The following is a 16,812-nucleotide window of genomic DNA, read 5'->3' as shown; positions in this document are numbered from 1 at the left end:
CGGTATGCACAGCAGTGGAGCCCGTACGAGAAGGCGAGTCGGTAGAACCGTGACGACGTCCATCGAAGGCAGGATCGCCGAGGAGCTCGGCGTACGCGAACGGCAGGTGAAGGCGGCCGTCGAGCTGCTGGACGGCGGGTCGACCGTCCCGTTCATCGCCCGCTACCGCAAGGAAGCGACCGAGATGCTCGACGACGCGCAGCTGCGCACGGTCGAGGAGCGGCTGCGCTATCTGCGGGAGCTGGAGGACCGCCGGTCGGCGATCCTCGACTCGGTGCGTGAGCAGGGCAAGCTGGACGACGCGCTGGAGGCGCGGATCCGGGCCGCCGACACCAAGGCGCGGCTGGAGGACATCTACCTGCCGTTCAAGCCCAAGCGGCGCACGAAGGCGCAGATCGCCCGGGAGGCCGGGCTCGAACCGCTCGCCGACGGGCTGCTCGGCGACCCGTCCGTGGAGCCGCTCGTCGCCGCCGCCGCGTTCGTCGACACCGACAAGGGCGTCGCGGACCCGGCGGCGGCTCTGGAGGGGGCCCGTGCCATCCTCACCGAGCGGTTCTCCGAGGACGCCGATCTGATCGGCGAGTTGCGCGAGCGGATGTGGACGCGGGGCCGGCTGGTGGCCCGGGTCCGGGAGGGCAAGGAGGAGGCCGGGTCGAAGTTCGCCGACTACTTCGACTTCGCCGAACCCTTCACCGAGCTGCCCTCGCACCGGGTGCTCGCGATGCTGCGCGGCGAGAAGGAGGACGTGCTCGACCTGGTCCTGGAGCCGGAGGAGCCCTCCGACGCCCCCGGCCCCTCGGCGTACGAGAACCTGGTGGCCCGGCGCTTCGGCGTGGCCGACCGGGGCCGGCCCGGCGACAAGTGGCTCGGCGACACGGTGCGCTGGGCCTGGCGGACCCGGATCCTGGTGCACCTCGGCATCGATCTGCGGCTGCGGCTGCGCACCGCGGCGGAGGACGAGGCGGTGCGCGTCTTCGCGTCGAACCTGCGTGATCTGCTGCTCGCCGCCCCGGCCGGGACGCGGGCGACGCTCGGGCTCGACCCCGGTTTCCGTACCGGGGTGAAGGTCGCCGTCGTCGACTCCACCGGGAAGGTCGTCGCGACGGACGTCATCCATCCGCACGTCCCGGCGAACAAGTGGGACCAGGCGCTGGCCTCGCTGGCCCGGCTGGCCAAGGCCCACCAGGTCGACCTGATCGCGATCGGCAACGGCACGGCGTCCCGCGAGACGGACAAGCTCGCCGGTGAACTCATCGACAAGCACCCGGAGTTGAAGCTCACCAAGGTGATGGTCTCGGAGGCGGGCGCCTCCGTGTACTCGGCCTCGGCCTTCGCCTCGCAGGAGCTCCCCGACATGGACGTGTCGTTGCGCGGGGCCGTCTCCATCGCCCGGCGGCTCCAGGACCCGCTCGCCGAGCTGGTGAAGATCGACCCGAAGTCGATCGGCGTCGGCCAGTACCAGCACGACCTGTCCGAGGTGAAGCTCTCCCGCTCCCTGGACGCGGTCGTCGAGGACTGTGTGAACGGGGTCGGGGTCGACGTCAACACCGCCTCCGCGCCGCTGCTCTCGCGGGTCTCCGGGATCGGCGCGGGGCTCGCCGAGAACATCGTGGCGCACCGCGACGCCAACGGCCCCTTCCTCTCCCGCCGGGCGCTGAAGGACGTGGCGCGGCTCGGGCCGAAGGCGTACGAGCAGTGCGCGGGCTTCCTGCGCATCCGGGGCGACGACCCGCTGGACGCCTCCAGCGTGCACCCGGAGGCGTATCCGGTGGTCCGGGCGATGGCGAAGAAGACGGGCGGCGACGTGGCCTCGCTGGTCGGCAACACGCATGTGCTGCGGTCGCTGCGGGCCGACGACTTCGTGGACGCGAAGTTCGGTCTGCCGACGGTCTCCGACATCCTGAAGGAGCTGGAGAAGCCGGGACGCGACCCCCGGCCCGCGTTCCGGACCGCCACCTTCAAGGAGGGGGTCGAGAAGATCGGCGACCTGGAGTCCGGCATGGTGCTGGAGGGGGTCGTCACCAACGTCGCGGCGTTCGGCGCGTTCGTGGACGTCGGTGTCCACCAGGACGGTCTGGTCCATGTGTCGGCGATGTCGCGGACGTTCGTGAAGGACCCGAGGGACGTCGTGAAGCCGGGCGACATCGTGAAGGTCAAGGTGATGGACGTCGACGTGGCCCGGAAGCGGATCTCGCTGACGCTGCGGCTGGACGACGACGCGGCGGCGGGCGCGGGCGCCCAGGGCGGCGGTGCGCGGCGCGAGCGCGGTGAGCGCGGCGGTCAGGGTGGCCGGCCGCCCCGGCAGCGCCAGGGGCAGGGGCAGGGACAGCAGGGCGGCGGCCAGAACCGTGAGCGGCGCGGTGGCGGCGCGACCCGGCAGGCCCCCGCTCCGGTGAACAGCGCGATGGCGGACGCCCTGCGGCGGGCCGGTCTCACCGGCCCGGAGCGGGACGGCGGCCGGAAGCGGTAGCGCCGGGGGTGGAGGGCGGCGCGCCGCCCTCCACCCCGTCTCAGACCTCCGTCACCTGCCCTCCCGCCACCTCGATCCGGCGGGTCGTACGGACCGCCTCCAGCATCCGCCGGTCGTGGGTGACCAGCAGCAGCGTCCCGGTGTACGAGTCCAGCGCCGACTCCAGCTGCTCGATCGCGGGCAGGTCGAGGTGGTTGGTCGGCTCGTCGAGCACCAGGAGGTTGACGCCCCTGCCCTGGAGCAGGGCGAGCGCCGCCCGGGTCCGTTCGCCCGGGGAGAGCGTGGTGGCGGGGCGCATCACATGGTCGGCGCGCAGGCCGAACTTGGCGAGCAGGGTGCGCACGTCGGCCGGTTCGGTGTCGGGCACGGCCGCGCAGAACGCCTCCAGCAGCGTCTCCGTACCGTGGAAGAGCCTGCGGGCCTGGTCGACCTCGCCGACCACCACGCCCGAGCCGAGCGTCGCCTGTCCCGAGTCCAGCGGCAGGCGGCCGAGAAGTGCGGCGAGGAGGGTGGACTTGCCCGCGCCGTTGGCGCCGGTGATGGCGACCCGGTCGGCCCAGTCGATCTGGAGCGAGGCCGGGCCGAAGCCGAAGTCGCCGCGCACGGCCCGCGCCTCGCGCAGGGTGGCCACCACGGACCCGGAGCGGGGCGCGGAGGCGATCTCCATCCGCAGCTCCCACTCCTTGCGGGGCTCCTCGACGACGTCGAGCCGTTCGATCATGCGCTGGGTCTGCCGGGCCTTCGCGGCCTGCTTCTCGCTCGACTCGCTGCGGAACTTGCGGCCCTGCTTGTCGGAGTCGGTGGCCTTGCGGCGGGCGTTCTTGACGCCCTTGTCCATCCAGGAACGCTGCATCTGGGCGCGGCCCTCGAGCGCGGAGCGCTTGTCGGCGTACTCCTCGTACTCCTCGCGGGCGTGCCGACGGGCGCGGTCGCGTTCCTCCAGGTAGGCGGCGTAGCCACCGCCGTAGAGGTTGATCTGCTGCTGGGCCAGGTCCAGTTCGAGGACCTTGGTGACCGTGCGCATCAGGAACTCGCGGTCGTGGCTGATGACGACCGTGCCCGCGCGGAGCCCGGAGACATAGCGCTCCAGCCGCTCCAGTCCGTCCAGGTCCAGGTCGTTGGTGGGCTCGTCGAGCAGGAAGACGTCGTACCGGGAGAGCAGCAGGGAGGCCAGTCCGGCGCGGGCGGCCTGGCCGCCGGAGAGCGCGGTCATGGGCAGGTTGAGGCCGACGGTCAGGCCGAGCTCGGCCGCGGTCTCCTCGGCGCGCTCGTCCAGGTCGGCGCCGCCCAGGGCCAGCCAGCGCTCCAGGGTCTCGGCGTAGGCGTCGTCCGCGCCGGGCGCCCCGTCGACGAGCCCCTGCGTCGCCGCGTCCATCGCGGCCTGGGCCTCGGCGACGCCGGTGCGGCGGGCCAGGAACTCCCGCACGGTCTCGCCCGCGCGCCGCTCCGGCTCCTGCGGGAGGTGGCCGACGGTGGCGGTGGGCGGGGAGAGCCGCAGCTCGCCCTCCTCCGGCCGGTCGAGTCCGGCGAGCAGCCGGAGGAGGGACGATTTTCCGGCCCCGTTGACTCCGACGAGACCGATCACGTCGCCGGGCGCGACCACGAGGTCGAGCCCGGCGAAGAGCGTGCGGTCGCCGTGTCCGGCGGCGAGGTCCTTGGCGACGAGAGTGGCAGTCATCAGGGGGCCGATTTTAGGGGACGCCCCCCGATGACCCGCCGGCCGGCGGTGTCAGGAGCGGCCGCCTCCCGGAACGTGCCGGGTCCGGTGCGGCGGGGTCACGCCCCGGACCCCGGGCACCGGGTCCGCGGCCGTCGCTGTGGCGGAGCCGGCGGTGGCCCGTACGAAGGCGCCGGCGCCGCCGACCAGGGGCAGCTTCGCGGTGGTGCGGGAGAGGTCGAGGGTGAGGGTGGGGGTGGAGTCGGGCGGGTCGATGAGGTCGCGGTCGGTGCCCGCGACGATCAGGGCGAGGCGGTGGCCGGCCGGGACGACGTGGTCGGTGGCGGCCAGGTCGACGGTGAGGGTGACGGGGCGGCCCGGGGTGAGCGGGCGGCCCCTGCCGGGCGAGGCATAGGTGCCGAGATCGGCCCAGCCCCGGCTGATCACCGTCCGGTCGACGGGGGTGGTGCGGGCCGCGGTGTTCCGGTAGCAGGAGCTGTCGCCGGGGGTGCTCCCGCCCCAGCAGCCGCGGTCGGCGAGGGTGGTGATGCCCTCGCCGGAGGCTCCGTAGTCGCGGATGGTGTCGGGTCCGATGTCCACCAGGACCGCGGAGAGGTGGGCGGTCGAGGTGGTCGGGGTGGCGGTGACGGTGACCTTCGCGGAGCCGGCCAGGCGCAGGTCGGCGGTGAGCGGCGCGGTGCGGAACCCGGCCTTGGCGCCGGTGCTCCGGTCCAGGTCGGCGGCCCAGTCGGTCTCGCTCAGGGCCGGGTCGTCGGTGAACGTCTCGGTGGCGCCGGGGCGGGCGGGCCGCAGGCCCAGGGTGCCGACACCGGGGGCGGTGCCCGGGGCGGGGCGCACGGTGGTGGGACGGGTGGCGCGGGGCGGCCAGACCCGGTCGGTGGACCACTGGTCGGGGTGGCGTTCGACGTCGGCCATCGGCTCGCGGTCGATGCCGTTGTCGTAGCCGAGGAGGTAGTGGTCGAACCAGCGGTGCAGGGTGTCGACCCACTCGGCGCGCCGGTAGTCGAACGGGTCGACGTGCCCGGTCTGGGAGAGCCAGATCCTGCGTTCCACGCCCTGGGCCGCGAGCGCGTCCCACCACTGGCCGAGGTGCTTGGTGCGGACGTTGAGGTCCTGCATGCCGTGGACGGCGAAGACGCTGGCCCGCACCTTGCGCGCGTCCTTCACGTAGTCCCGCTCGCTCCACAGCGGGGTCCAGTCGCCGTTGCGCGGCGCCCCGTCGGCGAGCCGCTGCCGCACGGCGGCGCAGCGTTCGCCCGCCTCGGGGCTTTCCACGTAGCCGGCGAGCATGTCGGGGCCGCCGTCGTAGAGGGGGGCGCCCTGGGCGAAGTAGTAGTCGTACCAGGAGGAGATGGCGCTGATCGGCACGATGGTGCGCAGTCCCCGGACGCCGGTCGCGGCTACGCCGTTGGCGATGGTGCCGTCCCAGCTCTTGCCGATCATTCCGGTGCGCCCGTTGGACCAGCCCGCCGTGGCGCGTCCGTCGCCGGTGCGGGTGGTGTAGGCGCGGGCGCGGCCGTTCAGCCAGTCGATCACGGCCTTGGCGGACTGCACCTCGGCGCGTCCGCCGACGTCGACACAGCCGTCCGAGCGATTGGTTCCGGCCAGATCGACGGCGACGAAAGCATAGCCGCGCGGGACGAAGTAGTTGTCGTAGTAGAGCGGGAATCCGACCGGGCGGCCGTCGCTGTCGTAGGTCTTGAGCTGGCTCTCGTTACCGCGTCCGCAGCAGGAGTAGTACGGGCTGGCGTCCATGATGACGGGGATCCTCCGGCCCTGGCGGGCGGGTTCCCGCGGCCGGATGATGTCGGCGGCGACCCGGTCGGAGCGGCCGTCCCCGTCGCTGTCGAGGCCGGTGTCGACCCAGACGGATTCGCGGACCGCGTCCGGGTAGGAGTAGACGGGCCGGCTCTCCGGCGGCCGGGCCTCGCGGGGGCCCGCGCCCTGGGCGCCGGCCGGGGAGAGCAGGACGGCCATCAGGGCGGCCACGGCCGCCGCCACCAGGGATCTGTACCTCGAACGGAGTCCTTGCGCACGTGTCGGCATGGGCGGAAGGTACTCCTGGTCAACTCCCTTACGACAGGGGGCGGTCGAGGGCGAAAGGGGCGTGATCGCGGTGGAGAACGGGCGCCCCGCGATGGCGGCCGAATGGCGATCGTGTGACAGGTGTGGCCATGGACACGACCGGGGCGGTGGCCTCTGATTAGGGTCGACGTGACGGTTCAAGAGATCTTCCGCCCCGACCACTTGGAGCATTCCGTGCACCGCAGACTCATCGTCCCGAGCGCGCTCGCGGCCTCCCTGCTGCTGGCGATCCCGGCCTCGGCCGCCGGGGGCACCGCGGGCGCCCCGGGCATCGGCGACCCCTACTACCCGAACAGCGGCAACGGCGGCTACGACGTCTCCCACTACGACCTGCGACTGAAGTACCAGCCGCGGACCGATCTGCTGGAGGGGACGGCGACGATCCTCGCCACGACCACCCAGCAACTCTCCCGTTTCAACCTGGACTTCGGGCTGGACGTCTCCGAGGTGCGGGTGAACGGCAAGATCGCCGGTCACCAGAAGACCGGCGAGCAGGAGCTGGAGATCACCCCGGCGGCCCCGCTGGCGAAGAACAAGGCCGTCTCGGTGGTCGTGCGGTACGCGGGCAAGCCGTCCGAGGTGAAGATCAACGGCTGGACGTCCTGGGTCCGCACCCCGGACGGCGCGGTGGCCGCGCAGGAGCCGGAGTCGGCGGCCTGGTGGTACCCGAGCAACGACCACCCGCTGGACAAGGCCACGTACGACATCTCCGTCTCGGTGCCGGACGGCCTCCAGGCGATCAGCAACGGCACGCTCCAGTCGCAGAGCTCCAAGCTCGGCTGGACCCGCTTCAACTGGCGCTCCAGCAAGCCGCAGGCGACGTATCTGACGACGCTGGCGGTCGGGAAGTTCGACATCACCACCGACACCACGGCCGACGGGCTGCCGGTGATCAACGCGTACAGCAAGGACCTCGGCGTCAACGCCGGGGCCGCGCGCGCCAGCATCGAGCGGTCCACCGAGGTCGCGGAGTGGCTGTCGGAGGTCTACGGCCCGTACCCCTTCGAGGCACTCGGCGGCTTCGTCCCCAATGTGACCAGCAGCTTCGCCCTGGAGACGCAGACCCGGCCGTTCTACAGCCCGAAGCAGTTCGCCAGCGGCGCCAACCTCCAGGTCGTCGTCCATGAACTGGCACACCAGTGGTACGGCGACAGCGTCTCGGTCAAGGGCTGGAAGGACATCTGGATCAACGAGGGCTTCGCCCGGTACAGCCAGTGGCTGTGGTCGGAGAAGGAGGGCGAGGGAACCGCCCAGGAGCTGGCGGACTACACCTACGCCCAGCACCCGGCCGACGACCCGTTCTGGCAGGTAAAGCCCGGCGACCCGGGCCCGGACAACCAGTTCGACGGGGCGGTCTACGACCGGGGCGCGCTCGCCCTCCAGGCGCTCCGCAACGAGGTGGGCGACGAGAGCTTCTTCGCGCTGCTGAAGGGCTGGCCCGCCGAGCACGCCTACGGCAACGCGAGCGTGAGCGACTTCGTCGCGTACGCGGAGCGGGTCTCGGGCAAGCCGCTGGCCTCGCTGCTGGACACCTGGCTGTTCCAGCCGGTACGGCCCGGGGCTCCGGCGGCCGCCGGAGCGCGGAGCCGGGGCGCCGACGCGAAGCCCGCGCGGCCCGCCTCCTGGAAGCGGATCGCGGCGACGAACTCCGTGCACGACCGCCACTGACCGGCACACCGGCGTCCGGCGCCGCCGCCCTCTTCCACCGGGAGGGGCGGCGGCGTCGGTAAGGGCTTGCAGGGAATCAAGGTGTTGCTTCCTGCAAGCCCTTAGGCTGGCGGCGCCGGTGCGGTAGGGCCGGTCCGATGCCGTGTGTACGAGGAGCGCCCCTTGCCCGGTCCGTCCCGCGATTCCGCTTCCGAGGCCCGCCCCACCCTGGAGGCGGTGGCCGCCCGCGCGGGGGTCTCGCGGGCGACCGCGTCCCGGGTGGTGAACGGCGGGGCCGGGGTGCGCAAGCCGCTCGCGGAGCAGGTGCGCAGGGCGGTCGAGGAGCTGGGCTACGTCCCGAACCACGCCGCCCGGACCCTGGTCACCCGGCGCAACGGCGCGGTGGCCGTGATCGTCGACGAACCGGAGTCCCGGCTCTTCTCCGACCCGTTCTTCTCCCGGCAGATCCGCGGCATAAGCCGCGAACTCACTTTCCACGACTCGCAGTTGGTGCTGCTGTTGGTGGAGGGGCGCGGCGATTTCGACCGGGTCGCCCGCTACCTGGCCGGCGGTCATGTGGACGGCGTACTGGCCTTCTCGCTGCACACCGACGGCGGACTCCCCTCGGTCATCCACCGGTTCCGGGTGCCCACGGTCTACGGCGGCCGGCCGGGCCGCCCCGGCGAGGAGCCCGGACCGGGCGCGCCCTATGTCGACTGCGACAACCGGGGCGGCGCGGCGGCGGCCGTGCGCCATCTGGTCTCCCTGGGCCGCCACCGGATCGCGCACATCGCCGGGCCCCGGGACCAGACCTCGGCGCTCGACCGGATCGACGGCTACCGCGACGTGCTGCCGGGCGCGGACCCGGCCATGGTCGCGGACGGGGACTTCACCGCGGAGGGGGGTGCGCGGGCGATGGCGGAGCTCCTCGACCGCGTCCCGGACCTGGACGCGGTCTTCGCCGCCAACGACCTGATGGCCTCCGGCGCGCTGCGGGTGCTGCGCGAGCGGGGGCGGGTGGTGCCGGACGGGGTGGCGCTGGTCGGCTTCGACGACATGGGGTCGATAGCCGAGGCCACCGATCCCCCGCTGACGACGGTCCGTCAGGACGTCGAGGGGATGGGGCGGTTGATGGTGCGGATGCTGATGGAGCGGCTGTCCGGCGACGGCGGCGACGAGGGGCCCCGGTCGGTGGTCACCCCGACCGAGCTGGTGCGCCGGGCCTCCGCCTGAGCCCCCGTCGCACACGTGGCGGGGGCGCCCCCCGGGTACCGGTGGACGCCCCTGCCTTCGCTTCGGTGCGGTGGTGCCGGACCGCTACTCGCAGGTTCCGGCGAAGGTCGCGCGGGTCACCACATCGGTGGCGGCCGCGGTGGTGTCCAGCCAGGCGATGCGCTGGCCGTCACCGAGCGACGGGGCCAGCTGGGCGCCGGAGGAGCAGGAGACCCGGGTGTACGTGTCGAGACCGGCGACCACGTCGGCGGTCCTGGCGACCTTCGCCTTGCCCGGCCCGCTCCAGGAGCCGAGCGCGCCCCACAGGTCGAACGTGGAGTAGGCGAAGTACTCGTCGGTGACGGAGAACTGGGCGAGGAAGACGCTCGACGGGTAGCGCAGCTTGGCGGCCTTGGACAGGTCGTCGAGCGGGGCCGACACGAAGCCGGTGCTCGGGATCAGGAAGCCGCCGGTCTCGCGCCAGAAGACCCGGTCCGAGGTGAGCTGGATGTCCGAGACGTAGTTGAACAGGAAGCCGGCGATCCTCTTGGTCTGCGTGGTACCGGTCTTGATGTCGTGGACGTACACGTACGTGCCGTCGCCGCCGGCCCAGGCGATGCGGCCGTTCTTCATCGCCAGACGGCTCGCGCGGGTTCCGGCCTCGGGGGTCACGTTGACCGTGGTGCCGTCGGCCTTGCGGAGCATGACGTCCTGCTCGCCGTCGGCGGTGGTGCTGATGTAGGCGAGCGCGCCGTTGTCGGTCACCGGCTCGGTCTCGTCGGCGTCGGCGCGGTCCACGACCTTCTTGATCGCGCCCTGGCCCTTGGGACCGGTCTGGTAGACGCCGATGGAGTCACCGGCGATCCGGGTGAAGACGATGCGGTCGTCGTCGAGCGAGGGGTCGAGCAGGTAGGCGTCCTTCTGGGCCAGTTCGTGCGTGGGCTTCTTGTCGAAGCGGCCCACGGTGATCCCGAAGGCGGCGCTGCCCTGGTCCCAGGCGATGGCGTCGCCGTGGCTGATCGCGTAGACGTCGCCGTTGATCTGGGCGGCCTGCTCGTCGACCCCGCTGTAGACCTCGTACGCGGGCAGGACGTCGGCACCGAGGGTGGTGCCGTCGTGCGTGCCGCCCTTCTGCTCCCAGCCGGTCTCGATGCCGTGCGCGTCGAACGCCTTGTCGATGGCGGCGAGGTCGGCCTGGGAGACGTTCAGCGACTTGGCGGCCAGGGTGACCGCGTTGCGCATGTCGGTGAAGCCGGACAGCGGGGTGAGGTAGTTCTGCGCGGACCGGTAGACGATCCGGTCGGCGAGCTTGCTGTCGATGTTCTTGCGCATGTCCCACAGCGCGCCGCCGACGATGGTGGAGTTGTAGTGCACCCCGCCGTTGTCGATGTCGAGCGGGATGGGCTGGTAGTCCTTCTGCGCGCTGCGGCCGTCGTTCAGGTCGCGCAGGGCGCACTCCTCCAGCGGCTTGGTGCCGTTGCAGAGGTACTCGCCGATGAGGCCGGACGTGGGGTCGCTCATCGCGATGCCCTTGTCGGCGGTCTCCATGGCGTTGCCGAAGTAGTCGGATATCGCCTCGTTGAGCGCGCCGGACTGGTTGAGGTAGACGAGACCGGCGGAGTGCTCGGTGACGCCGTGCGTCATCTCGTGGCCGACGACGTCCAGGCCGACGGAGAGCGGAACCCCGTTCATGTGGCCGTAGACCATCTTGGAGCCGTCCCAGAAGGCGTTGGCGTAGTCCTTGCCGTTGGAGGCGACGTTGACGACGGAGTAGATCGTGCCGCCCTTGCCGTCGACGCCGTCGCGGCCGATCTGGTTCTCGTAGTACTCGTAGACCTTCGCCGCGTTCAGATGGGCGTCGACCGCGCCGGAGGTGGTGTGGGCGCCGTCGAAGCGGTCGCCCGCCGAGGTGACCAGCGGGACGTCGTCGCCGACCGGGCCGCCCGCGACGTCCGTGTACTGCTTGCGCTGCGCGTCGTAGGTGCGGATCTGGCCGCCGGTGACCGGGTACATGGTGCGCGTGGAGTCGACGAGGGTGTACGAGCCGTCCGTCTCCTTGTTGACGTCCAGCTTCGCCTCGGTGCCGTCGACCCGGACACCGGTGCCCTGCGCGGGCGAGGCGTCGGCCGCGTCGATGTTGTTGTACGAGAGCGCGATGCCGCCGACCCGGGCGTCGATGTACACCTCCTGGCGGACCGGGGCGCCGTTCGCCTTGCCGCCGGTGACGGTGAAGTGCCAGGCCAGCCGGCCGCCCTTGGCGTCGGGCAGGACGGACAGGCCGTGCGCCTCGGTCTTCGCGCCCCGCACGCCGGACAGGCCGCGGTCCAGGGAGAACATCCGCTGCTTCGCGGTGGCCTCGCTCACCGTCGGCGTGGTGGAGACCGTGAGGTCGGTGTAGAGGGTGCCGGTCGCGGAGGTGACCTGCTGGCCGCCGTCGGCCGCCCGGGTCTGCACCGCGTACTCGGCGCCGAAGACCGGGACCCCGTGGTGCTTCTGCTGGAAGCGCACCGAGGACTGCGCGCCGTCCTTGGTCGTCCTGACCGTGCTCAGCTCGGAGACGGGAACCTTGTACGTGCCCTGGTGCGCCTTGATGTGGGCACGGGCGGCCTGGGCCGGGGTGCCCGCGCGGGCGGCCTTGTCCAGCCCCTGCGTCATCGCCGGGGCGACCCCGGCCCGGTCCGGCGCCGGCTCCGGTGCGGTGTCGCCCGCCCAGGCCGGCGCGGCCATCAGGGACGCGCCGGTCGCGGCGGCGACCACCCCGGTCGCCAGCAGGCGCAGCACGTTCGTTCGTCTCACAGGACCTCCCCATCGCATACCTGCGCCCGACCCGTACAGGGCATCGAGCGCTTGACGTGCTGATCGTTCGCCATGCGGGTGCGGGTGAACAAGGGATGACGCTGGCGCGAAAGCGCCGTGGCGTAATTACGCCTCAGCCGCCGCCGGGTGCGCCGGAGTTGCCCGGAACATCCGGCAGCCAGCCCGCCCGCGCCGCGTACCAGCCGAGCTGGAAGCGGGTCGCCGCGCCGACCTCGTCCATCAGCGCGTGCAGCCGCCGCTGGACGGTGCGGTGGCCCATGCCGAGCTGGCGGGCGATGGCGGCGTCGGTCAGGCCGACGTGGAGCAGGGCCACGATCTGCCGGTCGACGGCGGCGATCCGGTCGCCCCGCTCCTCCTCGGAGCCCGTGATGCTCAGCCGCCAGCCCTTCTCGAAGTGCTCCTCGAAGAGCGAGACGAGCGCGGTGAGCAGGCCGGTACGGTGCACCACGAGGGCGACCGGCTCGGACTCGCGCTCCGGGTCCAGCGGCAGCAGGGCGACCCGGCGGTCCACGATGGCGAGCTTGATCGGTAGCTTGTCCGTGACGGAGACGTGCTGGCCCTGGGCGACGCAGGAGGAGAGCAGCGCGGCGGTGTGCGGGTTCTCCAGCCATTCCCGCTCGACCACGCTGCGCACGCTCACGCCCCGGCGGGCCATCTCGGCGTCCACCTCGTGGTGGTTGTCCTCGAAGCTGAGCACGGCGGGCACCCGCCGGGTCGGCACCAGGGTGCACACCTCGCTCCTGGCCCGGCGCTGCATGCTCAGCAGCCGCTGCCGGATGGCGGCCGGGCCGGAGAGCACCTCCACCGGTGCCCCCGAGGCGTGCGTCTGGGCGGAGCGGTGGCGCTCGGCGAGATCGCCGACGAGCGATTCGACCCGGAGCAGCGTGGAGCGGCGGGATTCCAGGAGCGGGCCGAGCGCGAGGAGCGGGGAGGCGGCCCGGTAGCGGACCACGCCCCCGTCGTCCGGCCGGGCGGCGCTGGCGAGCCCCCGGTCGACGAGGGAGTCGAGGACCCGGGTGACCGCCCGGACGTCCAGCGGACCGGTGAACATCTCGGGTTCGCTGTCGGGCCGGTCCACCAGACGGCGGTAGACCGCGTCCTCGTCCGGGGCGAGCCCCAGCATGGTGAGCAGGGACATGTCGACCGGGCCGGGTGGTGGAGCGCCCCCGGGTCCTCCGGGCTCCCCGCGCCCCGCGGACACCCCGTCACCCGCACCGGCCCCGGCCCCGTCACCAGCCCCGGCACCCGTCACCGGCCCCACCCCGCTTCCTGCCGCCACGCCAAACGGAAGCAGGCTATCCGGCCGGTTCTCGTCGGCCGGGGCGGGTCGGGGCGGCCGGGGCGTCAGTCGAAGTCGTACACCGTCACCGCTATGCCCCGGCCGGTCAGCCGCTCCTCGATCAGCGGCTCGATCCGGGACCACTTCCCGCCGGCGAGCCCGCAGCCGATCCGCGGCATGTGGACGGAGGCCCCCAGCTCCCGGGCCTTCCCGGCGACCGCGTCGAGCGCCGTGCCGATCGCCTCGTAGCGCACCGGGACGCCGTTGCTTCCCCGGCGCATGCCCCGCTGGCCCACCATGTTGGCCACCCACACGTCCGGGCGCACCTGCACGAACTGCGTCGCGCCGAGGCCGAAGTCGTTCTCCGCGCGCTCGCGGTGCCAGCGGCGGTAGGCCGCCTCGGGCTCGGGCCAGCGGCGGGAGACCGCGAGGACGAACCCCTTGCCCCAGCCGCCGAGGTCGTTGCAGACATGGGCGATCAGCTTGACGCCCCTGGCCTGGGGCGCGGTCGCGTCCCCCTGGATGTATGTGATCCCGGACATGCGGACAGACCCTACGCGGCGCCTCTGACAGTCGGGCACTTTCACATCATTGGTGAGACAGCAATACTGTTGCAGTGGACGGACGCCGCGCGCCGCGGCCCGTCCCCCACGGCCGGACACGAGGAGCAGATATGGCGACCGGGGCCGACGAGCCCGCGCTCACCGTCGACGAGCTGGCGGCACGCGCCGGGGTGACCGTGCGTACGGTGCGTTTCTACAGCACCCGCGGGCTGCTGCCGCCCCCGGTCATCGGCCCGCGCCGGGTGGGCCGTTACGGCCCCGACCACCTCTCCCGGCTGGCGCTCATCGAGGAGCTCCAGCACCAGGGCATGACCCTGGCCGCGATCGAGCGCTACCTGGAGCAGTTGCCGCCCGACCTCAGCGCCCAGGACCTGGCGATCCACCGGGCCCTGGTCGCCTCCTGGGCACCGGACTCACCGGAGGACGCGACCCGGGCGGAGCTGGAGCGGCGGGCGGGCCGGGCCCTGTCCGAGCAGGATCTCGCCCGGCTGGCGGCGATGGGGGTGCTGGAGCGCGCGGAGCCGGTCGACGGGAACTACCGGCTGGATCCGGGTCTGCTGCGGCTGGGGGTCGAGCTGCTGGGCGTGCCGATCGCCCACGAGACGATCCTGGCCGCCCGCACGGTGCTGCTGGAGCACTCCCGGTCGGCTGCGCGGGATCTGACCCGGCTGTTCCGGGACGAGGTGTGGGGACCGTACCGGGAGCGGGAGTCGGACCCGGAGCACGTGGCGGCGATGAAGTCGCTCTCGGCCCATATGCAGCCGATGGTGCTCCAGGCGCTGGTGACCGCGTTCCAGCGGTCGTTGAAGCAGGAGCTGCGGGCCGCGTTCACTGCGGAGTGAACGCGGCCCGCGGGGGCCGGGGCCGCCGTCAGTCGTGGAAGGTCTCGCCCTTCTCGGCCTTCTCCACCAGCAGCGCGGGCGGCAGGAAGCGGTCGCCGTACCGTTCGGCGAGCTCCCGGGCGCGGGCCACGAAGCCGGGCAGCCCGCCCTCGTAGCCGTTGATGTACTGGAGCACGCCGCCGGTCCACGGCGGGAAGCCGATGCCCATGATGGAGCCGATGTTGGCGTCCGCCACGGTGATCAGGACGTTCTCCTCCAGGCAGCGGACGCTGTCCAGCGCCTCGGAGAAGAGCATCCGCTCCTTCATGTCGAGGAACGGGATGTCGGTGTCCGGCTTGGTGAAGTGCTCGCGCAGTCCGGGCCACAGGCGGGTGCGGGCGCCGTTCTCGTCGTACTCGTAGAAGCCCGCGCCGCCGCTGCGTCCCGGGCGGCCGAACTCGTCGACCATCCGGTCGACGACCTCGTCGCCGGGGTGGCCGGGCCAGGTGCCGCCGGCCTCCTCGACGGCCCGCTTCGTCTCGTTCCGGATCCTGCGCGGCAGGGTGAGGGTCAGCTCGTCCATCAGGGAGAGCACCTTGGCCGGGTAGCCGCACTGGGCGGCGGCCTGCTCGACGGAGGCGGGCTCGACGCCCTCGCCGACCATCGCCACGCCCTCGTTGATGAACTGGCCGATGACCCGGGAGGTGAAGAAGCCGCGCGAGTCGTTGACGACGATCGGGGTCTTCCTGATCCGGCGGACCAGGTCGAAGGCGCGGGCCAGGGCCTCGTCGCCGGTCCGCTCGCCCTTGATGATCTCGACCAGCGGCATCTTGTCCACGGGCGAGAAGAAGTGCAGCCCGATGAAGTCGGCAGGGCGCTCGACGCCCTCGGCGAGGACGGTGATGGGCAGGGTGGAGGTGTTGGAGCAGAGCAGCGCGTCCGGGGCGACGACGTGCTGGATCTCCTGGAACACCTTGTGCTTGAGCGCGGTGTCCTCGAAGACGGCCTCGATGACGGCGTCGCAGCCCGCCAGGTCGGCGGGGTCGGCGGTCGGGGTGATCCGGGCCAGCAGCTCGGCGCGCTTGGCCTCGGTGGTGCGGCCCCGGGCGAGCGCCTTGTCGAGCAGCTTCTCGCTGTACGCCTTGCCCTTGGCGGCGGCCTCGGCGGAGACGTCCTTGAGCACGACGTCGATCCCTGCCCGGGCGCAGGAGTAGGCGATGCCCGCTCCCATCATCCCGGCGCCGAGCACGGCGACCTTGGTGACCTGGCGCTCCTCGACGCCCTTGGGGCGGCTGGCGCCGGAGTTGACGGCCTGGAGGTCGAAGAAGAACGCCTGGATCATGTTCTTCGCGACCTGGCCGGTGACCAGCTCGGTGAAGTAGCGGGCCTCGATGGTCTGCGCGGTCTCGAAGTCGACCTGGGAGCCCTCGACGGCGGCGGCCAGGATGTTGCGGGGCGCGGGCATCGGGGCGCCGCCGAGCTGCTTCTTCAGGTTCGACGGGAAGGCCGGCAGGTTGGCCGCGAACTTCGGGTTCGACGGGGTGCCGCCGGGGATCCGGTAGCCCTTGACGTCCCAGGGCTGCTGGGACTCGGGGTGGGCGTCGATGAAGGCGCGGGCCTTGTCGAGCATCTCCTCGCGGGTCGCGGCGAGTTCGTGGACCAGGCCATTGTCCAGGGCGCGGCGCGGGGTGTACTGGGTGCCCTGGAGGAGGACCTTCAGCAGGGCGTCGGCGATGCCCATGAGGCGGACGGTGCGGGTGACGCCGCCGCCGGCGGGGAGCAGGCCGAGGGTGACCTCCGGCAGGCCGATCCGGGAGCCGGGGGCGTCGAGGGCGACGCGGTGGTGCGCGGCGAGGGCGATCTCGTAGCCGCCGCCGAGCGCCGCGCCGTTGATGGCCGCGACGACGGGCTTGCCGAGGGTCTCGATGCGGCGCAGCGCGCTCTTGATGGCGAGGCCGGTCTCGAAGACCTGCTGGGCGTTGTCGGGGCCGACCTGGATCATGTCCTTGAGGTCGCCGCCGGCGAAGAAGGTCTTCTTGGCGGAGGTGTAGATGATGCCCCGGATGGAGTCCTTCTCGGCCTCGGCGCGCTCGGCGACGGCGGCGATGGAGTCCTTGAACGCCTGGTTCATCGTGTTGGCGGACTGGTCCGGGTCGTCGAGTACGAGGGTGACGACGCCTGTCTCGTCCTGTTCCCAGCGGATGGTCGTGCTCTCGGTCATGGTTCTTCTTCTCCGTAGG

Annotated in this window: 10 protein-coding genes; 4 read left to right on the top strand and 6 right to left on the bottom strand. The window is 72.4% G+C overall.

The window, feature by feature from the left end; all coding sequences use genetic code 11:
- Window positions 1–49: 49 nt before the first annotated feature.
- The gene (locus ACF08W_RS01095; RefSeq protein ID WP_392277975.1) at window positions 50–2,470 is read left to right on the top strand and encodes a Tex family protein; all 2,421 of its coding nucleotides are present in this window, start codon (window positions 50–52) and stop codon (window positions 2,468–2,470) included.
- Between the two features lie 40 nt (window positions 2,471–2,510).
- Here ACF08W_RS01095 and ACF08W_RS01090 read toward each other — a convergent pair whose 3' ends face one another.
- Together ACF08W_RS01090 and ACF08W_RS01085 are read right to left on the bottom strand one after the other, a co-directional pair.
- Window positions 2,511–4,148, bottom strand: coding sequence for an ABC-F family ATP-binding cassette domain-containing protein (locus ACF08W_RS01090; RefSeq protein WP_392277974.1), 1,638 nt, complete (start codon window positions 4,146–4,148; stop codon window positions 2,511–2,513).
- Window positions 4,149–4,199: 51 nt separating this feature from the next.
- Window positions 4,200–6,194 (bottom strand): Xaa-Pro dipeptidyl-peptidase, encoded by a 1,995-nt coding sequence (locus ACF08W_RS01085; protein ID WP_392277973.1) that lies wholly within the window; start codon window positions 6,192–6,194, stop codon window positions 4,200–4,202.
- 213 nt (window positions 6,195–6,407) lie between these two features.
- Here ACF08W_RS01085 and ACF08W_RS01080 point away from each other — a divergent pair, with 213 nt between their 5' ends.
- Both ACF08W_RS01080 and ACF08W_RS01075 read left to right on the top strand, forming a co-directional pair.
- Window positions 6,408–7,901 carry a M1 family metallopeptidase gene (locus ACF08W_RS01080; protein ID WP_392278323.1) on the top strand — a complete coding sequence of 498 codons (1,494 nt, stop codon included), beginning with the start codon at window positions 6,408–6,410 and terminating at the stop codon, window positions 7,899–7,901.
- A 162-nt stretch (window positions 7,902–8,063) separates the two neighbouring features.
- On the top strand, window positions 8,064–9,113 hold the full coding sequence (locus tag ACF08W_RS01075) for a LacI family DNA-binding transcriptional regulator (protein ID WP_392277972.1): 1,050 nt from the start codon (window positions 8,064–8,066) through the stop codon (window positions 9,111–9,113).
- An 84-nt stretch (window positions 9,114–9,197) separates the two neighbouring features.
- On the opposite strand, the gene ACF08W_RS01070 is transcribed toward ACF08W_RS01075, so the two are convergent.
- The 3 genes from ACF08W_RS01070 to ACF08W_RS01060 form a co-directional block, all read right to left on the bottom strand.
- Entirely contained in the window at window positions 9,198–11,888 is a 2,691-nt protein-coding gene (locus tag ACF08W_RS01070; RefSeq protein ID WP_392277971.1) for a M4 family metallopeptidase, read from the bottom strand.
- A 133-nt stretch (window positions 11,889–12,021) separates the two neighbouring features.
- Window positions 12,022–13,047 carry a helix-turn-helix transcriptional regulator gene (locus ACF08W_RS01065; protein ID WP_392277970.1) on the bottom strand — a complete coding sequence of 342 codons (1,026 nt, stop codon included), beginning with the start codon at window positions 13,045–13,047 and terminating at the stop codon, window positions 12,022–12,024.
- 206 nt (window positions 13,048–13,253) lie between these two features.
- Window positions 13,254–13,730 (bottom strand): macro domain-containing protein, encoded by a 477-nt coding sequence (locus ACF08W_RS01060; protein ID WP_385209039.1) that lies wholly within the window; start codon window positions 13,728–13,730, stop codon window positions 13,254–13,256.
- A 131-nt stretch (window positions 13,731–13,861) separates the two neighbouring features.
- Between ACF08W_RS01060 and ACF08W_RS01055 the strand changes: the two genes are divergently transcribed.
- Window positions 13,862–14,593 (top strand): MerR family transcriptional regulator, encoded by a 732-nt coding sequence (locus tag ACF08W_RS01055; protein WP_385209036.1) that lies wholly within the window; start codon window positions 13,862–13,864, stop codon window positions 14,591–14,593.
- Between the two features lie 28 nt (window positions 14,594–14,621).
- On the opposite strand, the gene ACF08W_RS01050 is transcribed toward ACF08W_RS01055, so the two are convergent.
- On the bottom strand, window positions 14,622–16,793 hold the full coding sequence (locus ACF08W_RS01050; RefSeq protein ID WP_385209033.1) for a 3-hydroxyacyl-CoA dehydrogenase NAD-binding domain-containing protein: 2,172 nt from the start codon (window positions 16,791–16,793) through the stop codon (window positions 14,622–14,624).
- Window positions 16,794–16,812: the final 19 nt, after the last annotated feature.

Origin of the sequence: Streptomyces sp. NPDC015144, assembly GCF_043079735.1 — a bacterium.
Lineage (GTDB): Bacteria > Actinomycetota > Actinomycetes > Streptomycetales > Streptomycetaceae > Streptomyces.
The sequence above is the reverse complement of the archived record's forward strand: the minus strand, read 5'-3'. Positions and strand labels throughout refer to the sequence as shown.

What these genes read in the sequence shown, in the direction of transcription:
- ACF08W_RS01090 (WP_392277974.1), bottom strand. Translation starts at nt 4,148, where the DNA reads ATGACTGCCACTCTCGTCGCCAAGGACCTCGCCGCCGGACACGGCGAC.
- ACF08W_RS01085 (WP_392277973.1), bottom strand. Translation starts at nt 6,194, where the DNA reads ATGCCGACACGTGCGCAAGGACTCCGTTCGAGGTACAGATCCCTGGTG.
- ACF08W_RS01065 (WP_392277970.1), bottom strand. Translation starts at nt 13,047, where the DNA reads ATGTCCCTGCTCACCATGCTGGGGCTCGCCCCGGACGAGGACGCGGTC.
- ACF08W_RS01060 (WP_385209039.1), bottom strand. Translation starts at nt 13,730, where the DNA reads ATGTCCGGGATCACATACATCCAGGGGGACGCGACCGCGCCCCAGGCC.
- ACF08W_RS01055 (WP_385209036.1), top strand. Translation starts at nt 13,862, where the DNA reads ATGGCGACCGGGGCCGACGAGCCCGCGCTCACCGTCGACGAGCTGGCG.
- ACF08W_RS01050 (WP_385209033.1), bottom strand. Translation starts at nt 16,793, where the DNA reads ATGACCGAGAGCACGACCATCCGCTGGGAACAGGACGAGACAGGCGTC.